18 protein-coding genes are annotated in these 19,630 nt (G+C 45.6%); 13 read left to right on the top strand and 5 right to left on the bottom strand.

Annotated features, from left to right (window positions below; genetic code table 11):
• The first annotated feature begins 6 nt into the window (after positions 1 to 6).
• From folK to F551_RS0104875, 9 genes are all read left to right on the top strand, one after another.
• Complete coding sequence (gene folK / locus F551_RS0104835; RefSeq protein WP_018996360.1) at positions 7 to 591, top strand: 2-amino-4-hydroxy-6-hydroxymethyldihydropteridine diphosphokinase; 585 nt, start codon at positions 7 to 9, stop codon at positions 589 to 591.
• Between the two features lie 118 nt (positions 592 to 709).
• A complete protein-coding gene (gene rpoZ, locus F551_RS17625; protein WP_018996361.1) occupies positions 710 to 1,060 on the top strand; it encodes a DNA-directed RNA polymerase subunit omega in 351 nt (116 codons plus the stop codon).
• A 19-nt stretch (positions 1,061 to 1,079) separates the two neighbouring features.
• The gene (locus F551_RS0104845) at positions 1,080 to 3,326 is read left to right on the top strand and encodes a RelA/SpoT family protein (protein WP_018996362.1); all 2,247 of its coding nucleotides are present in this window, start codon (positions 1,080 to 1,082) and stop codon (positions 3,324 to 3,326) included.
• Positions 3,327 to 3,346: 20 nt separating this feature from the next.
• Complete coding sequence (gene pyrE, locus F551_RS0104850) at positions 3,347 to 3,928, top strand: orotate phosphoribosyltransferase (protein WP_018996363.1); 582 nt, start codon at positions 3,347 to 3,349, stop codon at positions 3,926 to 3,928.
• A 1-nt stretch (position 3,929) separates the two neighbouring features.
• The gene (locus tag F551_RS0104855) at positions 3,930 to 4,679 is read left to right on the top strand and encodes a pyridoxine 5'-phosphate synthase (RefSeq protein ID WP_018996364.1); all 750 of its coding nucleotides are present in this window, start codon (positions 3,930 to 3,932) and stop codon (positions 4,677 to 4,679) included.
• Positions 4,676 to 5,077 (top strand): holo-ACP synthase, encoded by a 402-nt coding sequence (gene acpS, locus F551_RS0104860; protein ID WP_018996365.1) that lies wholly within the window; start codon positions 4,676 to 4,678, stop codon positions 5,075 to 5,077. Before F551_RS0104855 ends, acpS begins: the two co-directional genes overlap by 4 nt.
• 9 nt (positions 5,078 to 5,086) lie before the next feature.
• Positions 5,087 to 5,854, top strand: a complete 768-nt coding sequence (gene rnc, locus F551_RS0104865) for a ribonuclease III (RefSeq protein WP_018996366.1) — start codon at positions 5,087 to 5,089, stop codon at positions 5,852 to 5,854.
• Complete coding sequence (gene era / locus F551_RS0104870; RefSeq protein WP_018996367.1) at positions 5,851 to 6,834, top strand: GTPase Era; 984 nt, start codon at positions 5,851 to 5,853, stop codon at positions 6,832 to 6,834. The genes rnc and era overlap by 4 nt, the downstream gene beginning before the upstream one ends.
• 84 nt (positions 6,835 to 6,918) lie before the next feature.
• Positions 6,919 to 7,305, top strand: coding sequence for a hypothetical protein (locus F551_RS0104875; protein WP_018996368.1), 387 nt, complete (start codon positions 6,919 to 6,921; stop codon positions 7,303 to 7,305).
• Between the two features lies 1 nt (position 7,306).
• On the opposite strand, the gene F551_RS0104880 is transcribed toward F551_RS0104875, so the two are convergent.
• Entirely contained in the window at positions 7,307 to 8,098 is a 792-nt protein-coding gene (locus tag F551_RS0104880; RefSeq protein WP_018996369.1) for a glycosyltransferase family 2 protein, read from the bottom strand.
• A gap of 73 nt (positions 8,099 to 8,171) precedes the next feature.
• Complete coding sequence (locus F551_RS0104885; protein WP_018996370.1) at positions 8,172 to 9,434, bottom strand: DUF3089 domain-containing protein; 1,263 nt, start codon at positions 9,432 to 9,434, stop codon at positions 8,172 to 8,174.
• A gap of 334 nt (positions 9,435 to 9,768) precedes the next feature.
• Between F551_RS0104885 and F551_RS0104890 the strand changes: the two genes are divergently transcribed.
• Positions 9,769 to 10,566 carry a DUF502 domain-containing protein gene (locus F551_RS0104890; RefSeq protein ID WP_018996371.1) on the top strand — a complete coding sequence of 266 codons (798 nt, stop codon included), beginning with the start codon at positions 9,769 to 9,771 and terminating at the stop codon, positions 10,564 to 10,566.
• On the opposite strand, the gene recG is transcribed toward F551_RS0104890, so the two are convergent.
• The gene (recG, locus tag F551_RS0104895; RefSeq protein WP_018996372.1) at positions 10,563 to 12,626 is read right to left on the bottom strand and encodes an ATP-dependent DNA helicase RecG; all 2,064 of its coding nucleotides are present in this window, start codon (positions 12,624 to 12,626) and stop codon (positions 10,563 to 10,565) included. The two genes, F551_RS0104890 and recG, sit on opposite strands and share 4 nt — an antisense overlap.
• A 90-nt stretch (positions 12,627 to 12,716) precedes the next feature.
• Between recG and F551_RS0104900 the strand changes: the two genes are divergently transcribed.
• The 3 genes from F551_RS0104900 to mfd all read left to right on the top strand — a co-directional run bounded on the left by F551_RS0104900 (position 12,717) and on the right by mfd (position 16,925).
• On the top strand, positions 12,717 to 12,992 hold the full coding sequence (locus F551_RS0104900) for an FAD assembly factor SdhE (RefSeq protein ID WP_018996373.1): 276 nt from the start codon (positions 12,717 to 12,719) through the stop codon (positions 12,990 to 12,992).
• A gap of 13 nt (positions 12,993 to 13,005) precedes the next feature.
• Positions 13,006 to 13,392, top strand: coding sequence for a hypothetical protein (locus F551_RS0104905; protein ID WP_018996374.1), 387 nt, complete (start codon positions 13,006 to 13,008; stop codon positions 13,390 to 13,392).
• Between the two features lie 77 nt (positions 13,393 to 13,469).
• On the top strand, positions 13,470 to 16,925 hold the full coding sequence (mfd, locus tag F551_RS0104910; protein ID WP_018996375.1) for a transcription-repair coupling factor: 3,456 nt from the start codon (positions 13,470 to 13,472) through the stop codon (positions 16,923 to 16,925).
• Positions 16,926 to 16,932: 7 nt separating this feature from the next.
• Here mfd and F551_RS0104915 read toward each other — a convergent pair whose 3' ends face one another.
• Both F551_RS0104915 and F551_RS0104920 read right to left on the bottom strand, forming a co-directional pair.
• Positions 16,933 to 18,219: a GGDEF domain-containing response regulator gene (locus F551_RS0104915; RefSeq protein WP_018996376.1), complete on the bottom strand. Its 1,287-nt coding sequence runs from the start codon at positions 18,217 to 18,219 to the stop codon at positions 16,933 to 16,935.
• Between the two features lie 336 nt (positions 18,220 to 18,555).
• A complete protein-coding gene (locus tag F551_RS0104920) occupies positions 18,556 to 19,599 on the bottom strand; it encodes a GGDEF domain-containing protein (RefSeq protein ID WP_018996377.1) in 1,044 nt (347 codons plus the stop codon).
• Between the last annotated feature and the right edge of the window lie 31 nt (positions 19,600 to 19,630).

Consider the following 19,630-nt stretch of genomic DNA (forward strand, 5'->3'; position numbering starts at 1 on the left):
ATTAGTATGTCGCTCCCATCGACACGGATTAGTGTAGACGACAACGCTGTAAAAGAAGGCAGACGGGGCGGTATATATGTCGCCCTAGGAAGCAATTCCGCGTTTGTTGATGATAGTGGTCAACGGCTTGAAGGCGCGGGTTTGTTTCGATCAGTCCTGCACGTTTTCAAGCGAGCCGGGTTTAATACACTTCGAAAATCAAGTCTTTGGTTGTCCCCCGCATGGCCAGACCAGACTCTTAATGAATTTCAAAATGCTGTAGTTGAGTTAGACTCTATTTGTGACAATGCGCAAGTATTAATGCGATTTCTTCTTGAAATCGAAGATGATTTCGGTCGAGTGCGGCTCGAAAAGAACGGTTCGCGGACATTAGACTTGGATTTGATTGATTTTCGTGGGCAGGTAATGGAAGCAGAAAAAGATGGCGATCTTATACTTCCTCACCCAAGAATGCATGAGCGCTCGTTTGTGTTGTCACCTTTAAAAGAAATTGCACCCGAGTGGGGGCATCCTGTTATGAGCAACAAAGTGCAAGAACTCGAACCAATTGCCCAAAAAAAATGGCCGGCGACTGTTTTGGGCGAGTTTTAAGATTAAAAATTGGAAATAGACACGGATGTGTCGCATTTATTAGTAATTATTGTAAATAAGTGGGTTGAGTCGATGAGAGAACTGGCTTAGCTAGGTCGTTTGGCAGGAGAACACATATATGGCACGCGTCACCGTCGAAGATTGTATCGAAAAAGTCCCAAACCGCTTTCAACTTGTTTTGTTAGCTGGTCACCGCGCTCGCATGATCCGCGCAGGATCAGAAATGACTGTTGAGCGTGATGATGATAAAGACCCAGTTGTTTCTCTTCGCGAGATTGCTGGTGACGGCGTTGACCTTGATCTTGTTAAAGAGAGCTATGTGTCTGAGCTTCAAGAAGTTCGTCCAAACGAGGAAGCGGAAAAAGAAGAAGACCGTCTGGCACTTCAAGCTGCACCAACTCGTTCGGAAGAAGATGTTATCCGCGCATATCAAGCAGAGCTAGAGAACGCGCGCGAAGACCGTTACTAATAACTGAAAGTGAGGCGAAATGGCTGACGACACGTCAGAACTCCATACTGCCTTGCGCGAACCCGGCCTTCCAACAGGCAAAGGCCGGCGTTTTCTGCGTCAATTTGAATTAGTCGAACGTGTTCTTGCCTATCAGCCGGACGCAGATGAAGACGCTCTGAATCGCGCCTATGTTTTCGCTATGGTTCGGCACGGTGCCCAAAAGCGGCATTCCGGTGACCCTTATTATGCGCACCCTGTTTCCGTTGCAGGCATTCTAACTGATCTGAAGCTTGATTATTCTACAATCATCGCTGGCCTTCTTCACGACACTGTAGAAGATACAGATGTTACCCTTGAAGAGATAGAAGAAGTCTTCAGCAAAGATATTGCGGATATCGTGGATGGCGTCACGAAGTTAACTCAGCTTGAGGCTTCAAGCCGAGCGGCTAAACAGGCTGAGAATTTTCAAAAATTCATTTTGGCAACAACCAAAGATATTCGAGTTCTTTTGGTGAAACTGGCAGATCGCCTGCACAATATGCGGACGATCCAATTTATGCCGAAGCCTGAAAGCCGCATACGTATTGCTCAAGAGACAATTGATATTTATGCGCCGTTAGCACGCCGCACTGGATTGAATATATTTGCTGGTGAGTTGGAAGATATTGCTTTTTCGGTGATGAATCCTGAAGCTCGTGAGTCTATTGAAAAACGGCTAGCTGAAATGGCTGCAGATGCTGTGGAGGATGTTGAGCGTATCAAATCTGACATCGAAGTTTTGATGAGCGTCAACGGCATAAATGGCGATATTCGTGGTCGGTTAAAGCGTCCCTACAGTATCTGGCGAAAGCTGGAAAATAAAGCCATATCATTTAAAGACTTAGGTGATATTTTTGCTTTTAGATTGATCGTTCCATCCGTGGCTGATTGTTATAGGGCATTGGGCATTTCTCATCAGCATTGGGCAGCGCTTTCTAGCCGTTTTAAAGATTATATTTCGGTTCCCAAACCAAATGGCTATCAGTCTATCCACACGACTTTTCAAGGGCCGGGTAATCGCCGCGTCGAACTGCAAATTCGCACCAAACAGATGGATGAAATTGCGGAGCGCGGAATAGCAGCGCATTGGCGGTACAAAAATAAAAGCTATGGCTTTGATAAAGATGGAGCTCGTGAAGCCGGTCTAGATCCGGAAGACAGTTTGTTAAGCTTTGCAGACATGCTGGATCATGGTGCGGATCCAGAAGAATTTCTCGAGCACGCCAAGATGGAGATGTACCGCGATACGGTGTTCGCGTTTACACCGCGTGGTCGTCTTGTAAAATTGCCTGTTGGCGCAATGCCGCTTGATTTTGCCTATTCAGTTCACACGGCAGTGGGTGATGAATGTGTGGGTGTTCGCATTAATGGAATTGAGCGGCCATTGAGAACCTTCATCCAAAACGGGGATACAATAGAGATCATTCGCGGCCAACGTGTTGGGCCGCCAGCAAATTGGCGTAATCTTGTCGTTACTGGACGTGCGCGTTCTGCAATTCGTCGTTTAACACGCGATAAAGAGCAGGAAGAGTTTACAAAGCTTGGCCGGCAGAAGCTCAATCTTGGCTTACGTCGTATCGGCCTTGATCCTATTGATATCAAATTCCGCGAGATCGCAACTCAAAACGGTATCGGATCCACTGAAGAACTGCTTGAAGAGCTCGGTCGTGGGTTTGTTGATCTGAAGGAAATTTTATCAAAAACATTTCCAGAGCAGATCGATAGCGAAACTCTTGAAGGTCGGCATGTAATTGATGATGGTGAGACCCAGTCATTACTGTCGGGTGAAAAGCTCATGCCGGGTGTAGCTTTGCACCTATCTGAGTGTTGTTCTCCTCTTCCTGGAGATCGAATTGTTGGTGTTGAAATGCCGGGTAAAGGTGTTGATGTACACACGATAGATTGTCAGAGGTTGATTGAATTTGATGATCGCCCTGATGCTTGGATGGACCTAAATTGGCGTCCTATTGCTTCTACCGATTTCTTTGCCATTAGCCGACTAAATATTACGATTTCCAATCAGCGCGGGTCGTTGGCCACGGTGTGTAAAGCTATTTCAGAAACGAATGGAAATATCATCAACGTCGCTATTCAGGACAGAAGTGAAGATTTTATAGATTTTCGATTTGACTTAGAGGTTGAAGATAAGCGAAGACTGACACAAATAATGACAGCTCTAAGAGCGCTGAGCGCAGTAGAAAGTGTTGAGCGATTACGTGGTGAGTCAAAAATCGCGTCAGAATAAAAATTGTAAGGAAATGTGAAGTGAACACTGAAGAAGTTTTAAGTGAATTCCGTAAAGTAGATGCTCTTCTTGAAGGACATTTCATTTTATCATCAGGACGTAGAAGTCCGGTGTTTCTTCAAAAAGCGCTTGTGTTTTCACATCCTGCAACTTCAGAAAAATTGTGTGCGGCTTTAGCGGAAAAACTGAAAGCCCAATTTGGTCAAATCGATGTCGTGTGTGGGCCAGCTGTTGGCGGTTTGATACCAGGTTATGAAACGGCTCGTGCTTTAGGTTGCCGCGCTATTTTCACAGAACGCCAAGATGGTGAAATGACCCTGCGTCGTGGCTTTGATATAAAAGAAGGCGAGCGAGTTGTTGTAGTTGAAGATATTGTGACAACAGGGCTTTCCATGCGTGAAACATTCACGGCATTGAACAAGTTTGATGGTGACGTCATTGGTGGTGCATGCGTGGTGGACCGCTCCAATGGTGAAGCAGAAGTTGGCTTGCCTTTGGTTTCATTGGCTGCAGTTGATTTTCCAGACTTTGATCCGGACGATTTGCCTGCCGAGCTCAAGGACATACCAGCAATCAAACCGGGAAGCCGAGGACTAAAGTAATATGGTACTACCTTACGCGCGCCTTGGGGTGAATATTGATCACGTTGCGACTATTCGTAACGCGCGCGGTGGTGCTTGGCCTGATCCTGCGCGTGCTGCTAAGGCAGCAAGAGATGCGGGTGCGGATGGGATAACAATTCATTTGCGCGAAGATCGTCGTCACATTCGCGATGGAGACCTTGAAGCAGTTAGCGGCGCGATGTCTTTGCCTATTAATTTGGAAATGGCAACGACTGACGAAATGCTTAAAATCGCGATGGATTTTAAACCGCATGCTGTTTGTCTCGTTCCCGAAAAGAGAGAAGAACGTACTACGGAAGGTGGGCTCGATGTTGCGCGGCTCCACAATGTTGTGTCGCCATTTGTGCGTGACCTAAGTGAAAATGGATCGCGTGTGTCATTGTTCATAGAGCCTGACATTGTGCAGGTTGCTGTTGCTGAGGCGATTGGAGCACCAGTTGTGGAGCTTCACACAGGTAAGTATGTTGAGCATGTTATTGCTGGCGAAGAGAAAGAAGCGGCACTCGAGTTGGATCGATTAAAGCTTGCAGCTTCTGAAGGAAAACGACGTGGTATAGAGGTCCATGCAGGACATGGATTAACCTATGATACCATAAAACCAGTTGCTCAAATTCCTGAGATTGCGGAATTCAATATTGGTCACTTCCTAGTTGGTGAAGCGATATTTGTTGGATTGGAAGCTGCCGTTCGTCATATGCGTGATTTGATTGATGAGGCGCGTTCTGAATGATACTTGGCATCGGTCAAGATCTCACGGATATCCGGAGAATTGAAGCATCGTTGGAGCGGTTTGGTGACCGTTTTACGCATCGTGTTTTCACAAAAGTCGAACGCGAAAAAGCGGATACTCGTAAAAGACGTGCCGATACATACGCTAAAAGGTTTGCAGCTAAAGAAGCGTGCGCCAAAGCCTTGGGAAGCGGGGTCTGGGCCAATGGAGTGGCTTGGCAAGATATGGGAGTCGTCAATCAGGAAAATGGACGACCTGCAATGGAATTGAACGGCGGCGCAAAACAATTCCTTGAAAATATGACACCAGAAGGTATGAAGGCGAATATTCACCTGACAATTACAGATGATTACCCCTATGCCCAAGCAATGGTGATTATCGAAGCTATTGTCATTTAAGGGGCTTGAATGCCGAGACCAAATTCTAGTCATACAGGAAAGCGTCGCCGCAATCGCGATAGAGTGCGCCGTTCGACGCCGCCTAAATTAAGTGAGCAATCACGTGAAGCGATACAGCAGATTGCGGGTGTCAAATTCAAAGACATTAGCTTGTTGGATCGGGCATTCACGCATTCTAGTGCCGTCGCTGGTGAAGCTGCAGACTGGAGCAATGAGCGTCTTGAGTTTTTAGGAGATCGTGTGCTGGGGCTAGTCGCGGCTAGTCAGCTTATTACGCGATTTGAAAAAGAGCGAGAGGGCGGTCTAGCTCCGCGCCTCAATGCACTGGTCAGCCGTGAAACATGTGCAAAGATCGCTGCCGAACTTGATCTAGGGCAATTTCTTATTCTAGACGCTGCCGAAACATCAGCGGGCGGAACGACTAAGCCATCATTGTTGGCGAATGTCACAGAAGCTTTGATCGGGGCGATATATCTTGAAGCAGGCTTGAAACCGGCTGAGACGTTTATTGTCAAATACTGGAAAGAGTATTTCAAGGGCGTGGTGAAAGTGCCTAGAGACCCTAAGTCGGCTTTGCAAGAGTGGGCGCAAGGCGATGGACGACCTGCGCCAATATATGAGAATGTAGGTCGTAAGGGGCCAGACCATGCACCGATTTTTACGGTGGAAGTACGTGTTGACGGTGAAGAACCGGCACGTGGTGAAGGGCCATCAAAACAAGATGCGCAACGTGCAGCCGCAAGCGCAATGTTAGACAAAGTTGGAGAAACTTCTTGAGCGATATGCCAGAAGAATTTGAAGAAGAAACATCACCTGAAGCAGAGCAGACTAGGGCTGGTTTTGTAGCTGTTATTGGATCGCCCAATGCGGGTAAATCCACATTGGTAAATCGGCTGGTGGGCGCAAAGGTGTCTATTGTCACGCATAAAGTGCAGACGACACGCTTTCAGGTGCGCGGCGTGATGATGCGGGATAATTCGCAAGTTGTGCTTGTTGATACACCTGGAATTTTTGCTCCCAAGCGACGCCTGGACCGTGCGATGGTGCAATCAGCTTGGGATGGTGCAGAAGGCGCTGATCAAATTATCCACGTTGTTGATGCTGCCTCTCGGTCGAATAAAATGTCCGATAAAGAAGATGGTGCTGACAAGAAAACACTCATTGATGATCAGAGAATTATTGATGATCTTAAAACATCCGGTCGCAAAGCTATTCTTGCATTGAATAAGATCGACCTGTTCGATCGAGAAGATCTTATTCCGATCTCTAAAGAGCTATTTGCTGAGGGCGTGTATTCAGATGTCTTTATGATTTCCGGATTGCGTGGTGGCGGCGTTCGACAATTGGCAGACTTTATAGCTGAACGTATGCCTGTGGGACCTTACCTGTTTCCTGAGGATCAAGCGGCAGATATGCCGTCCCGTTTGCTTGCAGCAGAGGTAACGCGTGAAAAATTGATGCTGCGCTTACATGAAGAACTTCCCTATCAAATGACTGTTGAGACGGAAAGTTGGGAACGCTTTAAAGACGGCTCAATTCGTGTTGATCAAATAATCTATGTGGCCCGTGAAGGGCACAGAAAAATTGTTCTTGGAAAGAACGGTCGCGCGATTAAAGATATTGGACAACAAGCTCGTAAAGACCTACAGGATATTTTTGAGACAAACATTCACCTGTTTACGCGTGTGAAAGTATCAGAAAAATGGGCTGAAAGTCGCGAACGCTTTTCTGCCATAGGGTTGGATTTCGACGTTTAAGAAAAGCGGTAAATTTCAACAATCTCTTTGAAATCAATATTTACATCTGTGTGTTAGGTTTTTTCCTGAAACGGAGAAAAACACATGCAGATGTTAGAGAAACAATTATTCAGAGCACTTTGGTCAGGATCCATGCTGTTCATGCTGATCCTTCTAGGGTGTGCACTTTCTGTTGCTCTAATGTCTTATTATAACCAGTATGAATTGGGGCTGATTTTCCCAGTCATAGGTGTGCTTTGCATGTTTTTCGGGGAAAAACTACTGAGAGCTATGGAAGTTGCGGGTGGTCAAGACCCTGGTGGAGCTGGTTCAACACTCATTAGATCTATTGTGGTTGCTGTTGTGGTCATCACCATCCCAACATTGTGTTGGGGCATTGTGATGTCCCTAGCAGAATGGATCCTTCACGGAATGGAGTGGGGAAATCTACCGCGTGATACAAGTGATCTAAGTTTAGCGTTTAGAGCATAGTTTAAGTTTTACGTTTTTCTGCTTCATGCTTTGCCCACTCTTCGCGTGCTTTAGCAAGGCGGATAAAGCGTGCAAATGAATATATACAGCTTTCAACGAACCCATTGACGCCGAAAAGACCATAGCGACGCAAAATCATTGATTTTAGAAAAGCAGTTATAGGCTCTGTAAGTAATCGTAGAACCGATGGTTTGCGTCCTTTGGAGAGCATATCTTCGGCTTGCATGCTGCTATAACGATTAATTTTTTCAAGTGCATGATGATGTGACCTAAAGCAGCGATGATTAATGTGATGCTTTAACTTACCCGAGCTTTCGCCTTGATTTAAAACAACTGAATCATGCACAAGTTCGGGTTTGAATCCCGCCTTATCCCGGTGGTACAGGCGAACTGGATCGTTGGACGGTGCAAAAGGACGAGGCCCCTTGTCGAATGGAAAACATATTAAAATGGGAATTTGATAGCCAGCTAAACTAGGTTCTTTTCCTTCTGCGAACATGCTTTCCAATTCAGAGCGCAGTTGACCGCTAACTTCTTCATCAGCGTCTATGTTTAACAACCATTTTTGCGAACAAAGTGTTTCGCCGTAAACTTTTTGCGGCCCATACCCATTCCACTCGTTGAATACTGTTTTTGCTCCAGCAGCCTCTGAAACCTTAACAGTATTATCTGAGCTTCCACTGTCGATGACGATGACTTCATGAACCCAGTCAATGACTGAATGGATAACCGGCACAATACGGTCTTCCTCGTCTTTTGCGATGATGAAGACTGAAATAGGTAATTTACTCATCTAATGTGCCCGAAATCAAAAATGGATGAGTTACTGCTAGAGCAGACTAAAGCTGAACTCAAGTTGGTTAGGATTATTCCGTTCCCAGTATTTTTTCAATTTTGGTAATCGGAGCAATTTCGATCGTTTTCATTGGAGGTAATGGAGGAGCGGGTTTAGCACCATGCTTATCTAACCAAGCACTCGTGATAGTTGCTCGCTTAGCGGCGTCAAAGCTGATGTCGGAATAGAATAGATTAAAGGCTGGTGCGAACATGCGGGAATGTTCGTTGTTTTTCGATTTAAGCGTTTTGTGATCCGGATTGCTCACAACAAGAAATCCATCGACACATTGGCTAGATACAGCATTCTCAAGAATGTCTGGTTTACTTGCAATGTTGAGGTTTGTTGCATTTGCGGCACCTCGATTTAGTTTAGCAGAAATCAGTTCTTGAGTGGTGTTTCCCATGCTTGGATTGAAACAAATAAACTTCTGCCCTGAGTAAGATTTTAATGCGTTGTTTGAACCCCACTCTATTGCTCTTGAAAGAATATTCTGAGTTCGTTTTGCATCGGATTCACCAATTGTGTTCCATGACGCAATACAGTTGATCTGTTCATCGTGATTGCAGATCTGGAATTGGCTGTTGTCGCCAATATAATTGTTGGCATTGGTAGGGGTTTCAATCAGATAAGCTACCGCAAGCCTTCGCTTCATTTGATCGGTATTGAATTGATCTCTCAATAATCGTTTTGCGAGGATCCCACCTTGTCCAACACCAGCAAGGATGATGGCTCGCCCTTGATTGTGTTCCTGCATGTAGGATTGAAATGCCAACTCGACATCTTCATAAGCTAGATTGAATGCTTTTTGAGAATTCTCATTTAGAGAGTACTCGCCATGTAAGGTGACTTGTCTGTATTTTGGCGCATATATCGGAGCCATTTTTTGAAAAGGTCCGGCGTAATTTGGTAACATAGCTGATTGAAGTTGCAGCTCTGCATCTGGATTGTTTATTTGTGAATTCCAACCGTCTGGTGAGTTGGAAGTCGTTCCGTGAATAAAGAAAACATCAACACCCCAAGGTGTTTCCCACGCGCCTTCTGGTTTTGTAGACGGGATCAGCGCCCAGTTTAAGGTCTCAGAATAATTGGGTGCGTCACCTACGGGTAAAGCAAAGGAAGCTGTAGGAGTGATTGCATCGTGATATCTTGCTGGAGCGGTTATGACATACCAAATACCAATTAACGTCAGAAAGAATGCTATCAGCATAAGCAAAAAAGGAATGAGTGGGATCCCAAAAACTTTCTTCGAATGAGCAATGTTTGAGGAAGTTGAGCTGGTGTTCGTGGACATTGTGTTTTTCCTCAAACTTTAAATCTACAATTCTACTCGGCTTAAATAGACGTAATCTTGAATGCCTCTGTTAATACACCAAATGGTCATTTGATCCATGAAAATTGATGTAATTAAGTATGCTGCCTTTGTGGGATGCAGAATGTGTGGCGCAACTCGGATGAAAAATCAGCAATTTTTGTGTTTTTGCTTTATTTCGGCTGCATTTGTGATGTTTTAGACAGAAGGTAGAGATGTTCCTGTACTAAGTGAAAACAATCACTATATGAGTGAGAAGGTTCTATCTCCATTTGATTCATTACCTGACTAGGTGTGCAGAGGAAAAGTTCGTAACATGTTCAATAATTCAAAAAAGAAGAAATCGAACAAGGACGAGACTTTGTTTCAAGTGAAGCCAAAGAAAAAAGCAGGGCCGCTTGCTTGGCTGCGCTCGCGCTTTTTTACTGGTGTTGTCGTGACTGCACCAATAGCGATCACAGTTGGACTTATCTGGGGGGCCATTACCTTTATTGATAATAAGGTGAAGCCATTAATTCCAGACCGTTGGAACCCTGAAACCTATACACAATTTGCACTTCCAGGATTGGGTGTGATTGTGGTTGTAATCAGTGTCTTGCTGGTAGGTATTGTTGCTGCCAACTTGATTGGTCGTTCACTTGTTGGGGCGAGTGAGGGGCTTATTGGGCGTGTACCTTTGGTCCGGAATATTTACACGGCAATTAAACAAATCTTCGAAACGTTAGCTGCGAGTCAAACGGACAACTTCAAAGAAGTTGTTATGCTTGAATATCCTAGAAAAGGGTCATGGGCGGTTGGTTTCATAACGGCATCAGTGCGCGGTGATATGGCTAGCAAAATGCCTGGCATGGTCGGAGTGTTTGTCCCGACAACCCCTAACCCTACATCTGGCTTCTTGATTTATGTCAAACGTGAAGAGCTTGTTGTCTTGGATATGAGTGTTGAAGAAGGTGCTAAGTTGATCATTTCCGCTGGATTGGTTGTGCCTGAGGTCAATAAAACTCAAAATTCTCCAAAGCCGCCAATTGAATCTATTGCTGGTGATGAAAATCTAAAACTAGCTGAAGATGCAATCAGTGATGCTAAGACCGCACCACCGGAAAAAGCAGACTAAGTTTCTGATACAATATTTTGAGAAAAGAGTTCTTTTAAAATCTCTAAGCTTTCGCGGCGTGGTTTTGCTTTTTCAGCTGAATGGTTTGAAAGCAGTTTTATATCATCTCTTGCGATAGCAAAAAGATCAGAGTGCTTAGTAAGATCTAGAACTTTAAAGTCTGGTAGCCCGGATTGTTTTAAGCCTAGTAAATCACCGGGGCCGCGTTGTTCAAAATCCGCTTCCGCAATTGCGAATCCATCTTCAGTTTCGCGCAATACATTTAATCGTTTCTGACCACTTTCTGATAATGGAGGCTTGTAAAGCAATAGGCAGGAAGAGGGTTTATCGCCACGGCCAACGCGTCCGCGTAATTGATGCAGCTGCGCAAGACCAAAGCCCTCAGCATGCTCGATTACCATTATCGTTGCTTCAGGTACGTCGACGCCCACTTCAATAACAGTCGTTGCGACAAGCACGCTTGCATCACCTTTTCTGAATGCTTCTAATGCACCATCTTTTTCGGTGGGTGGTAGCTTCCCATGAACAAGAGCAACTGGGCTTGTAACGTGCTGCTGCAGGATTTCTTGACGGACGGTTGCAGCAGCATCTTCAGCCCCTTCTGAATCTACTGCAGGACAAACCCAGAATGCTCGCTCACCGCGTGCAGCGGCATTTGCGACAGCACCCATAACTTCTTCTATTCGGTCTTCAGAGGCTATGCGCGTAGTTATAGGTTTCCGGTTTGCGGGTTTTTCATCCAGAATAGAAGTGTCCAAATCGCCATTGATAGCTGACGCGAGTGTACGAGGAATAGGAGTTGCACTCATCATCAGGACATGTGGTGCTTTTCCTTTTTCCGAGAGCTTTAATCTATCTGCGACTCCAAATCGATGCTGTTCATCAATGATCACTAAACCTAAATTAGGTAGGTCAACTCCCGCTTGATATAATGCTTGGGTACCAGACAAGCAGTGTATTTCGCCTGCAGCGACTCCTTCAAGTATTTCCAGTCGTCGTTTTTTGCTATCGCGGCCAGTGAGTGCTTCGCAGCGATACCCAATAGGTTCCAGGAATTTGTGGAGCGAAACTGCCTGTTGCCTCGCCAGCACTTCGGTTGGAGACATGAATGCCGTGAATTTTCCCGAAGCCGCTGCTTGGGCGATCGCCAGCGCGGCCACCAATGTTTTACCAGCACCGACATCGCCTTGAAGCATACGGCGCATAGGTAATTTACGCGCCATGTCTGATTGAATGTCATCAAATGCTTTTAGCTGCGCGCGCGTTGGTGCAAAAGGCAGGGCGTCTAGCAAGTTGTTGGTTGCGTGGTTGTGTCTTGCAATCGACTCTGCAGGTGTTTTGTTTCGCTCTAAACGCTGTTCATTCATCGCCATTTCGCGTGCGAGTGCTTCATCATATGCAAGCCTTTGACGAGCACTTTCAAATGCTGGGATATCCAACTCTTCAGGTAAGTGCAGTTGCTTCAAGGCATCAACAAAGCTAGGCCAGTTTTTTGATTGTGCAAGAGATTGGTCAATCCATTCTGGTATGTTGGTCAGCCCCTCACAGGCAACTGAGATCGCTTTTCGAATAGTACGAGATGTAACGCCGGCTGTGAGGCGATATACAGGTTCCACGCGCGGTGGTTCTTCACCTTTTTCAGGATTGCATACATGATCGGGATGCACCATTTGGCGCGTTCCATTAAAATCCTCAATCATGCCTGAAACAATCATTTCCTGATTCATCGGAAATTGTTTTTGTAGCCAGCTTGGTTGGGCTCGAAAGAAAACGAGTGTCAAAAAGCCGGTATCATCAATAAGGCGGACTCTAGTCGGCGCATTGCCGTGGCCTGCCGATACCGAATCAACAGTGCCTTTTACAGTTGCGATTTCGCCCACAATGGTTTCAAAGAATGAAGGCTTCACTCGGCGATCTATGTATTCGTGCGGCAAATGAAGCAGTAAATCCAATACCTTATCGCCGCCCGTTAGCCTTTGAAGTAAGGGGGCAGTTTTAGGACCGATGCCAGAAAGGCTTTTTAGATCCTTAAAAAAAGGGAAGAGGATTTCAGGTCTCATAATTTAAATCACGATATTCCAGCGCGTATGACCTGACAATTAGCGAAAACCATCCTATGTGTCTGCATTCAAATTTTGGAGATGGTTAAAATGGATGTGCGTAGACGCAAATTGCTCTTTAGAGCGGATCACCGTGGATTTAAGGAAATGGACCTTATCATGGGTGGATTTGCGAAAACTCATATTGAAGAACTTGATGATGATCAGTTGGATCAATTCGAAAGATTGTTGGATGCTGGTGATCAAGAAGTGTATGGCTGGATACTCGAAAACGAAGAAACACCTGACGAGTATCAAGGTTCTGTTTTGAACTGGCTCCGAAAATTTGATGTTGCCGCTTACATGAAGTCAGTTGGGTTACTGTAAGGTTTTTAGTATAATGATGGATGTGGCAGATAAGATAGCAATTGTGGGTGGTACATATCTGATCGCAACCGGGGTGGGATTTGTGGTCTCACCTAAATTTTTTCAACGTATGACCCAAATGGGAAACAAGTCAGACCCTGTTTTGATAAATTTGTCGGGTGCGGTGCATTTCATCATTGGAATGATCGTCTTGGTGAACATTGTTCCATGGAAGACTACAGACCAAATAGCGGTTTCAATTTTAGGCGGTCTTGCTGTTTTAAAAGGTTGTGCGTTGATTATTGTTCCTAACCTAACTCTGAAAGCAGGCGAACAATCGATACAAGCTCTGAGAATGATGTCAGTAGGGTTTATTGGATATGGAATATTTCTATTTAGCCTCGGGCTTGATGTTTTCTAGTATTCCCGTGAATGCGGTTGGTCACGAAGTTTAGTGTAATTTGATCATATATTTTTAGATAAGAAAGCAAGTATTGAATGAAAGTCTGGGATACGCTTGCAGGCATAAAAGCTCCTATCGATGCTTATGGATCACCCTTTGGTGCGGACGTGCGGGTGTTTGTTGAGGCGATAAACAAGCGCGGCGGAGTCGGCGTATATGTGGCGCGAGATGACAGGCAGGCGTTGCAGGTACTATCAATCGCAAAATTCTTTCAGCCTCACATGACCCAAATCAATTTTCCGGCTTGGGATTGTTTGCCGTATGATCGTGTAAGTCCAACAGCACATATTTCGGCTATGCGGTGTTCCGCTTTGGCGCGTTTGTCGCATCGTGACCCGAAAGAGAAAATTCTTGTTGTCACGACAGCCAATGCGATGGTGCAACGCGTTGCACCAGTCACAAAAATGGCTGAAGCCAGCTTTGCTGCGGGTGTTGGGGCAGACGTCGAGCAGCAATCTTTGCAAGATTACCTAACAATCAATGGATACACGCGAACAGATATAGTCCGCGAACCGGGTGAATACGCTATTCGAGGGGGGATTATCGATATTTTCCCGCCTGACCGTATTGAGCCAGTGCGATTAGATTTTTTTGGTGACAACCTTGAATCTATCCGTTCGTTTGATCCTGAGACTCAAGTTTCAACAAACAAGCTAAAAGAGATTGCCTTTGCACCGGTTAGTGAAATCTTTTTTACCGATGATGCGCTAACGCTTTTCCGTCGTAAATATCTTGAATCTTTTGGTCCTCCCGGTGGTGACCCAAACTTTGAATCTGCGCGCGCTAAAATTCGGCGCCAAGGTATAGATCAATGGCTACCGTTATTTCACGAAAAACTAGAAACACTTCTTGAGTATGCTGGTGCGGATGCATTGCTCGGTTTCGACAATCAAGCGGAAGCAGCTGGTGTTGATCGTATAGCGCAAGCGAAAGATTATTTTGAAACCCGCGTACATGCAGCTGGTGGAGATGTAATGGAAGCAAAAGTTCTTCCCCCAGAAGAACTGTATCTCACCGAAGAAGAATTTAAGCTGACACGTTCATCTGGTGCGGTAGTGCGTTTCCATCCATTTGAATCTCCTGAGAAAAAAGATGTGCTCTTCGTGGGAGCCCAAATTGGGAAGGACTTCGCAATTGAACGTTCAAACCCAGAAGCAAATGTTTTTGATTCAGCTGTAAAACTTGCCAAAGAGCACATAGAAAACAAACGAAAAGTTGTGTTTGCAGCATGGTCGGCTGGGTCGGCTGATCGTTTGAAGACCGTGTTGTCAGACCATGGAATGCCAGAAGTGCGTACAGCCGAAGATTGGTCGGCGGCCAAAGCTGCAAATGCTCCGGTAATTGTCGAGACCTCCATGGAGGCGGGTTTCACCTTTAATGATCTGGCAGTTATCGCAGAACAAGACATGCTTGGCGACAAGCTTGCACGTCCTCGCAAACGAAAGCGGAAGACAGCAAGCTACATAGCCGAGGCTGCGTCACTATCTCCTGGCGATATGATTGTGCACATTGATCACGGTGTAGGGCGCTATGAAGGGCTAAGAACAGTCGATGTCGGTACAGCACCTCATGACTGCCTTGAGCTTGTGTATGCGGGTGGTGATAAAATCCTTCTGCCGGTAGAAAATATCGAATTGATCAGTCGATATGGTGCGGACTCTGGCGAAGGATCTATGGACAAACTTGGCGGTGCAGGGTGGCAGTCCCGCAAAGCAAAAGCCAAGAAAAATATCATGGAAATGGCGGGTGACCTTATCCGTATCGCTGCCGAACGTGAGATGAAAAAAGCGGACAAAACTGCTGATGCAGATGGTTTGTTTGATGAATTCTGTGCGCGTTTTCCATATGAAGAAACTGATGACCAGCTTAATGCTATAGAAGATTGCTTGGGTGATTTGGCGTCAGGAAAGCCAATGGACCGCCTCGTGTGTGGTGATGTTGGGTTTGGTAAAACTGAAGTTGCCTTAAGAACGGCATTTGTGGCGGCGATGAGTGGTATGCAGGTAGCTGTCATTGCGCCAACAACATTGCTTGCACGTCAGCATTATCGAACCTTTACCGAGCGTTTTGATGGATGGCCGATAAAAGTGCGCCAGCTATCGCGCTTTGTATCTGCCAAGGAGCAAGCAACAACGCGAGAGATGCTTGCAAATGGTGATGCTGATGTGGTTGTTGGAACGCATGCTGTTATTTCAAAGCAAGTAGACTTTAAACGATTGGGCTTGCTTGTAATTGATGAAGAGCAGCGTTTCGGTGTGAAGCACAAAGAGCGCATGAAAGAGATGAAGTCAGACATTCACGTGCTGACATTATCTGCGACCCCTATTCCGCGAACGTTACAATTGGCACTGACAGGTATTCGAGATCTGTCAATTATCGCCACGCCACCGATCGACCGGTTATCTGTAAGAACCTACACTGTGGAATTCGATCCTGTTACGATCCGTGAAGCGTTGCTAAGGGAGAGATATCGCGGAGGACAGTCATATTTCATTGCGCCGCGAGTGTCTGATCTGCCATTCCTTGAGCGTTTCTTGAAGGAACAAGTGCCTGAAGTTTCTTTCTTGTCAGCGCACGGTCAGATGGCATCTGGTCAACTCGAAGACATTATGAATGATTTTTATGATGGTAAGGCAGATGTGTTGCTGGCAACGACAATTGTAGAATCCGGATTGGATATTCCAAGCGCGAATACAATCGTCATTCACAGAGCAGATAAGTTCGGACTTGCCCAACTGTATCAGCTTCGTGGTCGTGTCGGTCGATCCAAATTGCGCGCTTACGCCTATATGACCACTAAAAAAGATATGGTGCTGTCAGAAACAGCGGAAAAACGTTTGAAAGTTCTTCAATCGTTAGACAGCCTCGGGGCTGGTTTCATGTTGGCTAGCCACGACCTGGATATGCGTGGCGGTGGTAATATGCTCGGGGATGCTCAATCGGGTCATGTGCGGGAAGTTGGTGTCGAACTGTATCAACAAATGCTCGAGGATGCGGTGAATGCGCTTAAAACAGGTGAGTTAGAGCCATCAGATGATTGGTCGCCGATGATTGATCTTGGTGCCGCTGTGTTGATTCCTGATTATTATGTGGCGGATCTAACGGAGCGATTGACGCTTTATCGTCGCCTATCTGACCTCAACACCGAGGAAGAACGCGAAAGTTTTGCCGCAGAGTTGATCGACCGTTTTGGTGAGTTGCCTGACGAAACTAAGCAGCTTCTGGAAGTAACTGCGGTAAAGAACATGTGTAAGGATCTGGGCATATCTAAATTGACGTCCGGGCCCAAGGGAGCTGTGTTCACTTTCCGAGACCAGCCGCCAATCAATCCGGCTCAATTAATTGCTTGGGTGCACACTCGCCCATCTATGATGAAGCTGCGGCCAGATGGCAAGCTGGTTATCAATGGTGTTTGGCCTAATGCAGAGCACAGATTGAAGGCGGCTAAAGGTGTTTTGAAAGAGCTAGAAAGCGCAGCTAAGGAAGACTAAACATACGCTAAGCTGCTGCAAAACGGTTGCTATTTTTATCTTGTGAGATTGCTTGTGACAGAAGCTGATCAGATGACTGGTCTGCGTTTAGTTCTGCAATACTCCACTTTATCATGACTTGGCGGTTTGGCTGGCCCGGCCTGCTTTCAAACGCTGTAGCATCGAGCACTCCTTCAATGCGTCGTACTGCGATCATAGCATCTTCTTTTGAAGAACCTGGCATCGAAATCGCCAAGGTTGATTCATCGAGCCGCGTTGGAGCATCTTGAACACGCAGCAAGGTTTTTACAACGCGAGCTGTATATGTGAGGTCACAGACATCCGGAGGACCATCAGTATGCCCAAGAACGGTAAGTACCAAAACGGATAATGGCTGCCCATAATCGAGCGACCATTCCACTTGTGCATTAAGATGATCTTCGAAGAATTGACGCGTGAATAGCCCTGTTACTTTATCTGTTACAGCGTCACTAGGAGCCGCAAAGTCTTTGGCTGATGGGCCTCGATTAACGACTAGCTCTTTGAGTAAGTTGGCGACGGTTTCTTCCGTGGCAGTTGTATCTATCAGGTCTGTAGCGCTCTCAAAAATATCCTCGCTTGGCGATAAGTCTTCGTGAGTTATCGCAAGCAAAGGAATTTCCGATAAATTAGGGCTACGCCTGATCATTCCGCAAAAATTGTCACCTTTAAGGTTTTCTGCGGTGGTATCTAATATGACTGCACCGAAAGAGTGATCATGGAGATAGTCAAACGCTGTGTAAGCGCTGAAGGAGGCTGTTAGATTAAAGCCTTGAGATTCGAGGTGATCTTTTAAGGACAAAAACTCTCGAGATGCTTCTCCGACATAGAGAATGTCTTTGTTGTGGTGTTTTGCATCGGGTGCAGAGTTCAGCCCATATCTCTCATAGCTTTCTCGTCTTAGTCTTACTTCTGCGCGCCTCGCAGCTGTTCTATGCGCAAAATGGAAGCGAGACCGCGCTAGATACAAAGCGTTATCGGTACTTAATCGTATGTCTATGTTGTCGGGAGCAGGTGAACCGCATGGAAATTGACCCAATGTAGCGATTAATGGGTGAGATACTTTGCAGTCTTGTGCATAGCCAACGATATCTTCGATGAGCGCAGGACGACAAGAATTAAGATCAAACAGGAATATGTCGCTAGGATCTGCAAACTCACCAGAGCGAGCATCTAGTTGTTGGTTTTGTAAAATATTGCAAATGTGTTGGGCGCGTCCGTGGTCTCCACAAACAACAGAAACTGTGAGATTTGTTGAGAATTGATGACGCGCCATTGAAATACCTACAGCCTTAGTAATTGGTTGTAGAAATCATGCCTGATTTATGTTGCGCTTAGTTTATCTTAATATATCAAATTTCTAAGAAATTTTTGATAATTGGAATTTTGGAGATTGTGCTAAGTTACTGTATTATTTTTTAATTATATGAATTTGGGATTCTGAACTGAACCTGAATTCCACACTCAAACTGAATTCAGGCAAAGTTTGTTAAGTATAAAGCATGACTGAAGAGGCTTTTAAGTCCCTCTAGGGCCGACGCAGTCAACTGTTCCTTGACTGCGCCGACGTAAACAATACGTCGGCCTTTTTTTGTGAATGCCAAAGTATTCGTTAGGCTATGCCGGGGTCAGATTCGAGTGTAATTCGGTTTCTACCCGCCTGCTTGGAATAATAGAGGCATGAATCTGCTCGTTCTATTAATACAGTATGTTCTTCGCCAGCGCTGTACTGAGCAATCCCGAAAGAAACTGTGACCTGGCCCAAAGGCTCACCTGTGGAGCGTCTTATAAGTTTCTTTCTCTCAATCGTTGTTCTTACACTTTCAGAAAATTCATGGGCAGTGTCCAAATTCGTCCGCGGCATAATGATAGCGAACTCTTCACCGCCATAGCGTGTGACCAATGAGTCATTTTGAGCTTTTTGAGAGAGAGAGTTGGCCACGAAGCGGATAACTTGGTCACCAGTTTGATGGCCCCAAGTGTCGTTAAACTTTTTGAAAAAATCGATATCGCAAATCACAAGGCAGAGGTCAGAGCCAGACTCTAGGCTTTCATTAATTCTGCGTCCTAAAACTTCATCAAACTGCTTTCGGTTAGCAACTCCTGTTAGGCCATCAGTTAAAGCTTCGGCTCGTGCTTGTTGCAGAGATACTCTTAGAGATTCTATTTCTTCTGTAGAGCTAACCAATTGTTGATTTAGATTTTCATTGATATCTGACATTTCCTTTGTGGAGGTGGAAAGGACAGAAACGATCCGGTTAAGTGAGTCACCTGAAATGTTGTCATTTGAGAGGCTTTTAGCGGCATTGTCCAATGTCACGCTGTATTGCTCTGTAGTAGTGCTTGCGCTTCTCAACGCTTCCACGGCTTCAGCAATTTCTTTTGCTATCTTAGTCCCAGTTTCCATTACCTGAGAAGACAACTGAGTTGCTGCGAAGAACTTGCTGTGGATTTTTTCTAGCTGGCTGTCGGTCAACTGGCCTTCGGTAGAAATGATATCATCAACTTCTCGAGCAAGGTCGGGGGTCCAGCCTGCAATGTAATTTAGCCAAACTTCATAGTTTTGAGGCGTAGCACATAGCTTGTGCTCTTCAATTTTATCAACTGCAGCATGACCAGTTTTTATTCCACTTGGTCCTTTGAGTTGCTCATACATTCTAGGCAGGCCCCATCAATAAAGTCTTCAT

The sequence above is a fragment of the Hirschia maritima DSM 19733 genome, assembly GCF_000378345.1.
Lineage (GTDB): Bacteria > Pseudomonadota > Alphaproteobacteria > Caulobacterales > Hyphomonadaceae > Hirschia > Hirschia maritima.

Bases quoted from the DNA above. Each gene is read 5' to 3' on its own strand.
- F551_RS0104920 (WP_018996377.1), bottom strand. From the start codon at position 19,599: ATGTATGAGCAACTCAAAGGACCAAGTGGAATAAAAACTGGTCATGCT.
- rnc (WP_018996366.1), top strand. From the start codon at position 5,087: ATGCCGAGACCAAATTCTAGTCATACAGGAAAGCGTCGCCGCAATCGC.
- acpS (WP_018996365.1), top strand. From the start codon at position 4,676: ATGATACTTGGCATCGGTCAAGATCTCACGGATATCCGGAGAATTGAA.
- F551_RS0104845 (WP_018996362.1), top strand. From the start codon at position 1,080: ATGGCTGACGACACGTCAGAACTCCATACTGCCTTGCGCGAACCCGGC.
- F551_RS0104855 (WP_018996364.1), top strand. From the start codon at position 3,930: ATGGTACTACCTTACGCGCGCCTTGGGGTGAATATTGATCACGTTGCG.
- folK (WP_018996360.1), top strand. From the start codon at position 7: ATGTCGCTCCCATCGACACGGATTAGTGTAGACGACAACGCTGTAAAA.
- F551_RS0104915 (WP_018996376.1), bottom strand. From the start codon at position 18,219: ATGGCGCGTCATCAATTCTCAACAAATCTCACAGTTTCTGTTGTTTGT.
- F551_RS0104880 (WP_018996369.1), bottom strand. From the start codon at position 8,098: ATGAGTAAATTACCTATTTCAGTCTTCATCATCGCAAAAGACGAGGAA.
- recG (WP_018996372.1), bottom strand. From the start codon at position 12,626: ATGAGACCTGAAATCCTCTTCCCTTTTTTTAAGGATCTAAAAAGCCTT.
- rpoZ (WP_018996361.1), top strand. From the start codon at position 710: ATGGCACGCGTCACCGTCGAAGATTGTATCGAAAAAGTCCCAAACCGC.
- F551_RS0104890 (WP_018996371.1), top strand. From the start codon at position 9,769: ATGTTCAATAATTCAAAAAAGAAGAAATCGAACAAGGACGAGACTTTG.
- F551_RS0104900 (WP_018996373.1), top strand. From the start codon at position 12,717: ATGGATGTGCGTAGACGCAAATTGCTCTTTAGAGCGGATCACCGTGGA.
- F551_RS0104875 (WP_018996368.1), top strand. From the start codon at position 6,919: ATGCAGATGTTAGAGAAACAATTATTCAGAGCACTTTGGTCAGGATCC.
- F551_RS0104885 (WP_018996370.1), bottom strand. From the start codon at position 9,434: ATGTCCACGAACACCAGCTCAACTTCCTCAAACATTGCTCATTCGAAG.
- mfd (WP_018996375.1), top strand. From the start codon at position 13,470: ATGAAAGTCTGGGATACGCTTGCAGGCATAAAAGCTCCTATCGATGCT.
- F551_RS0104905 (WP_018996374.1), top strand. From the start codon at position 13,006: ATGATGGATGTGGCAGATAAGATAGCAATTGTGGGTGGTACATATCTG.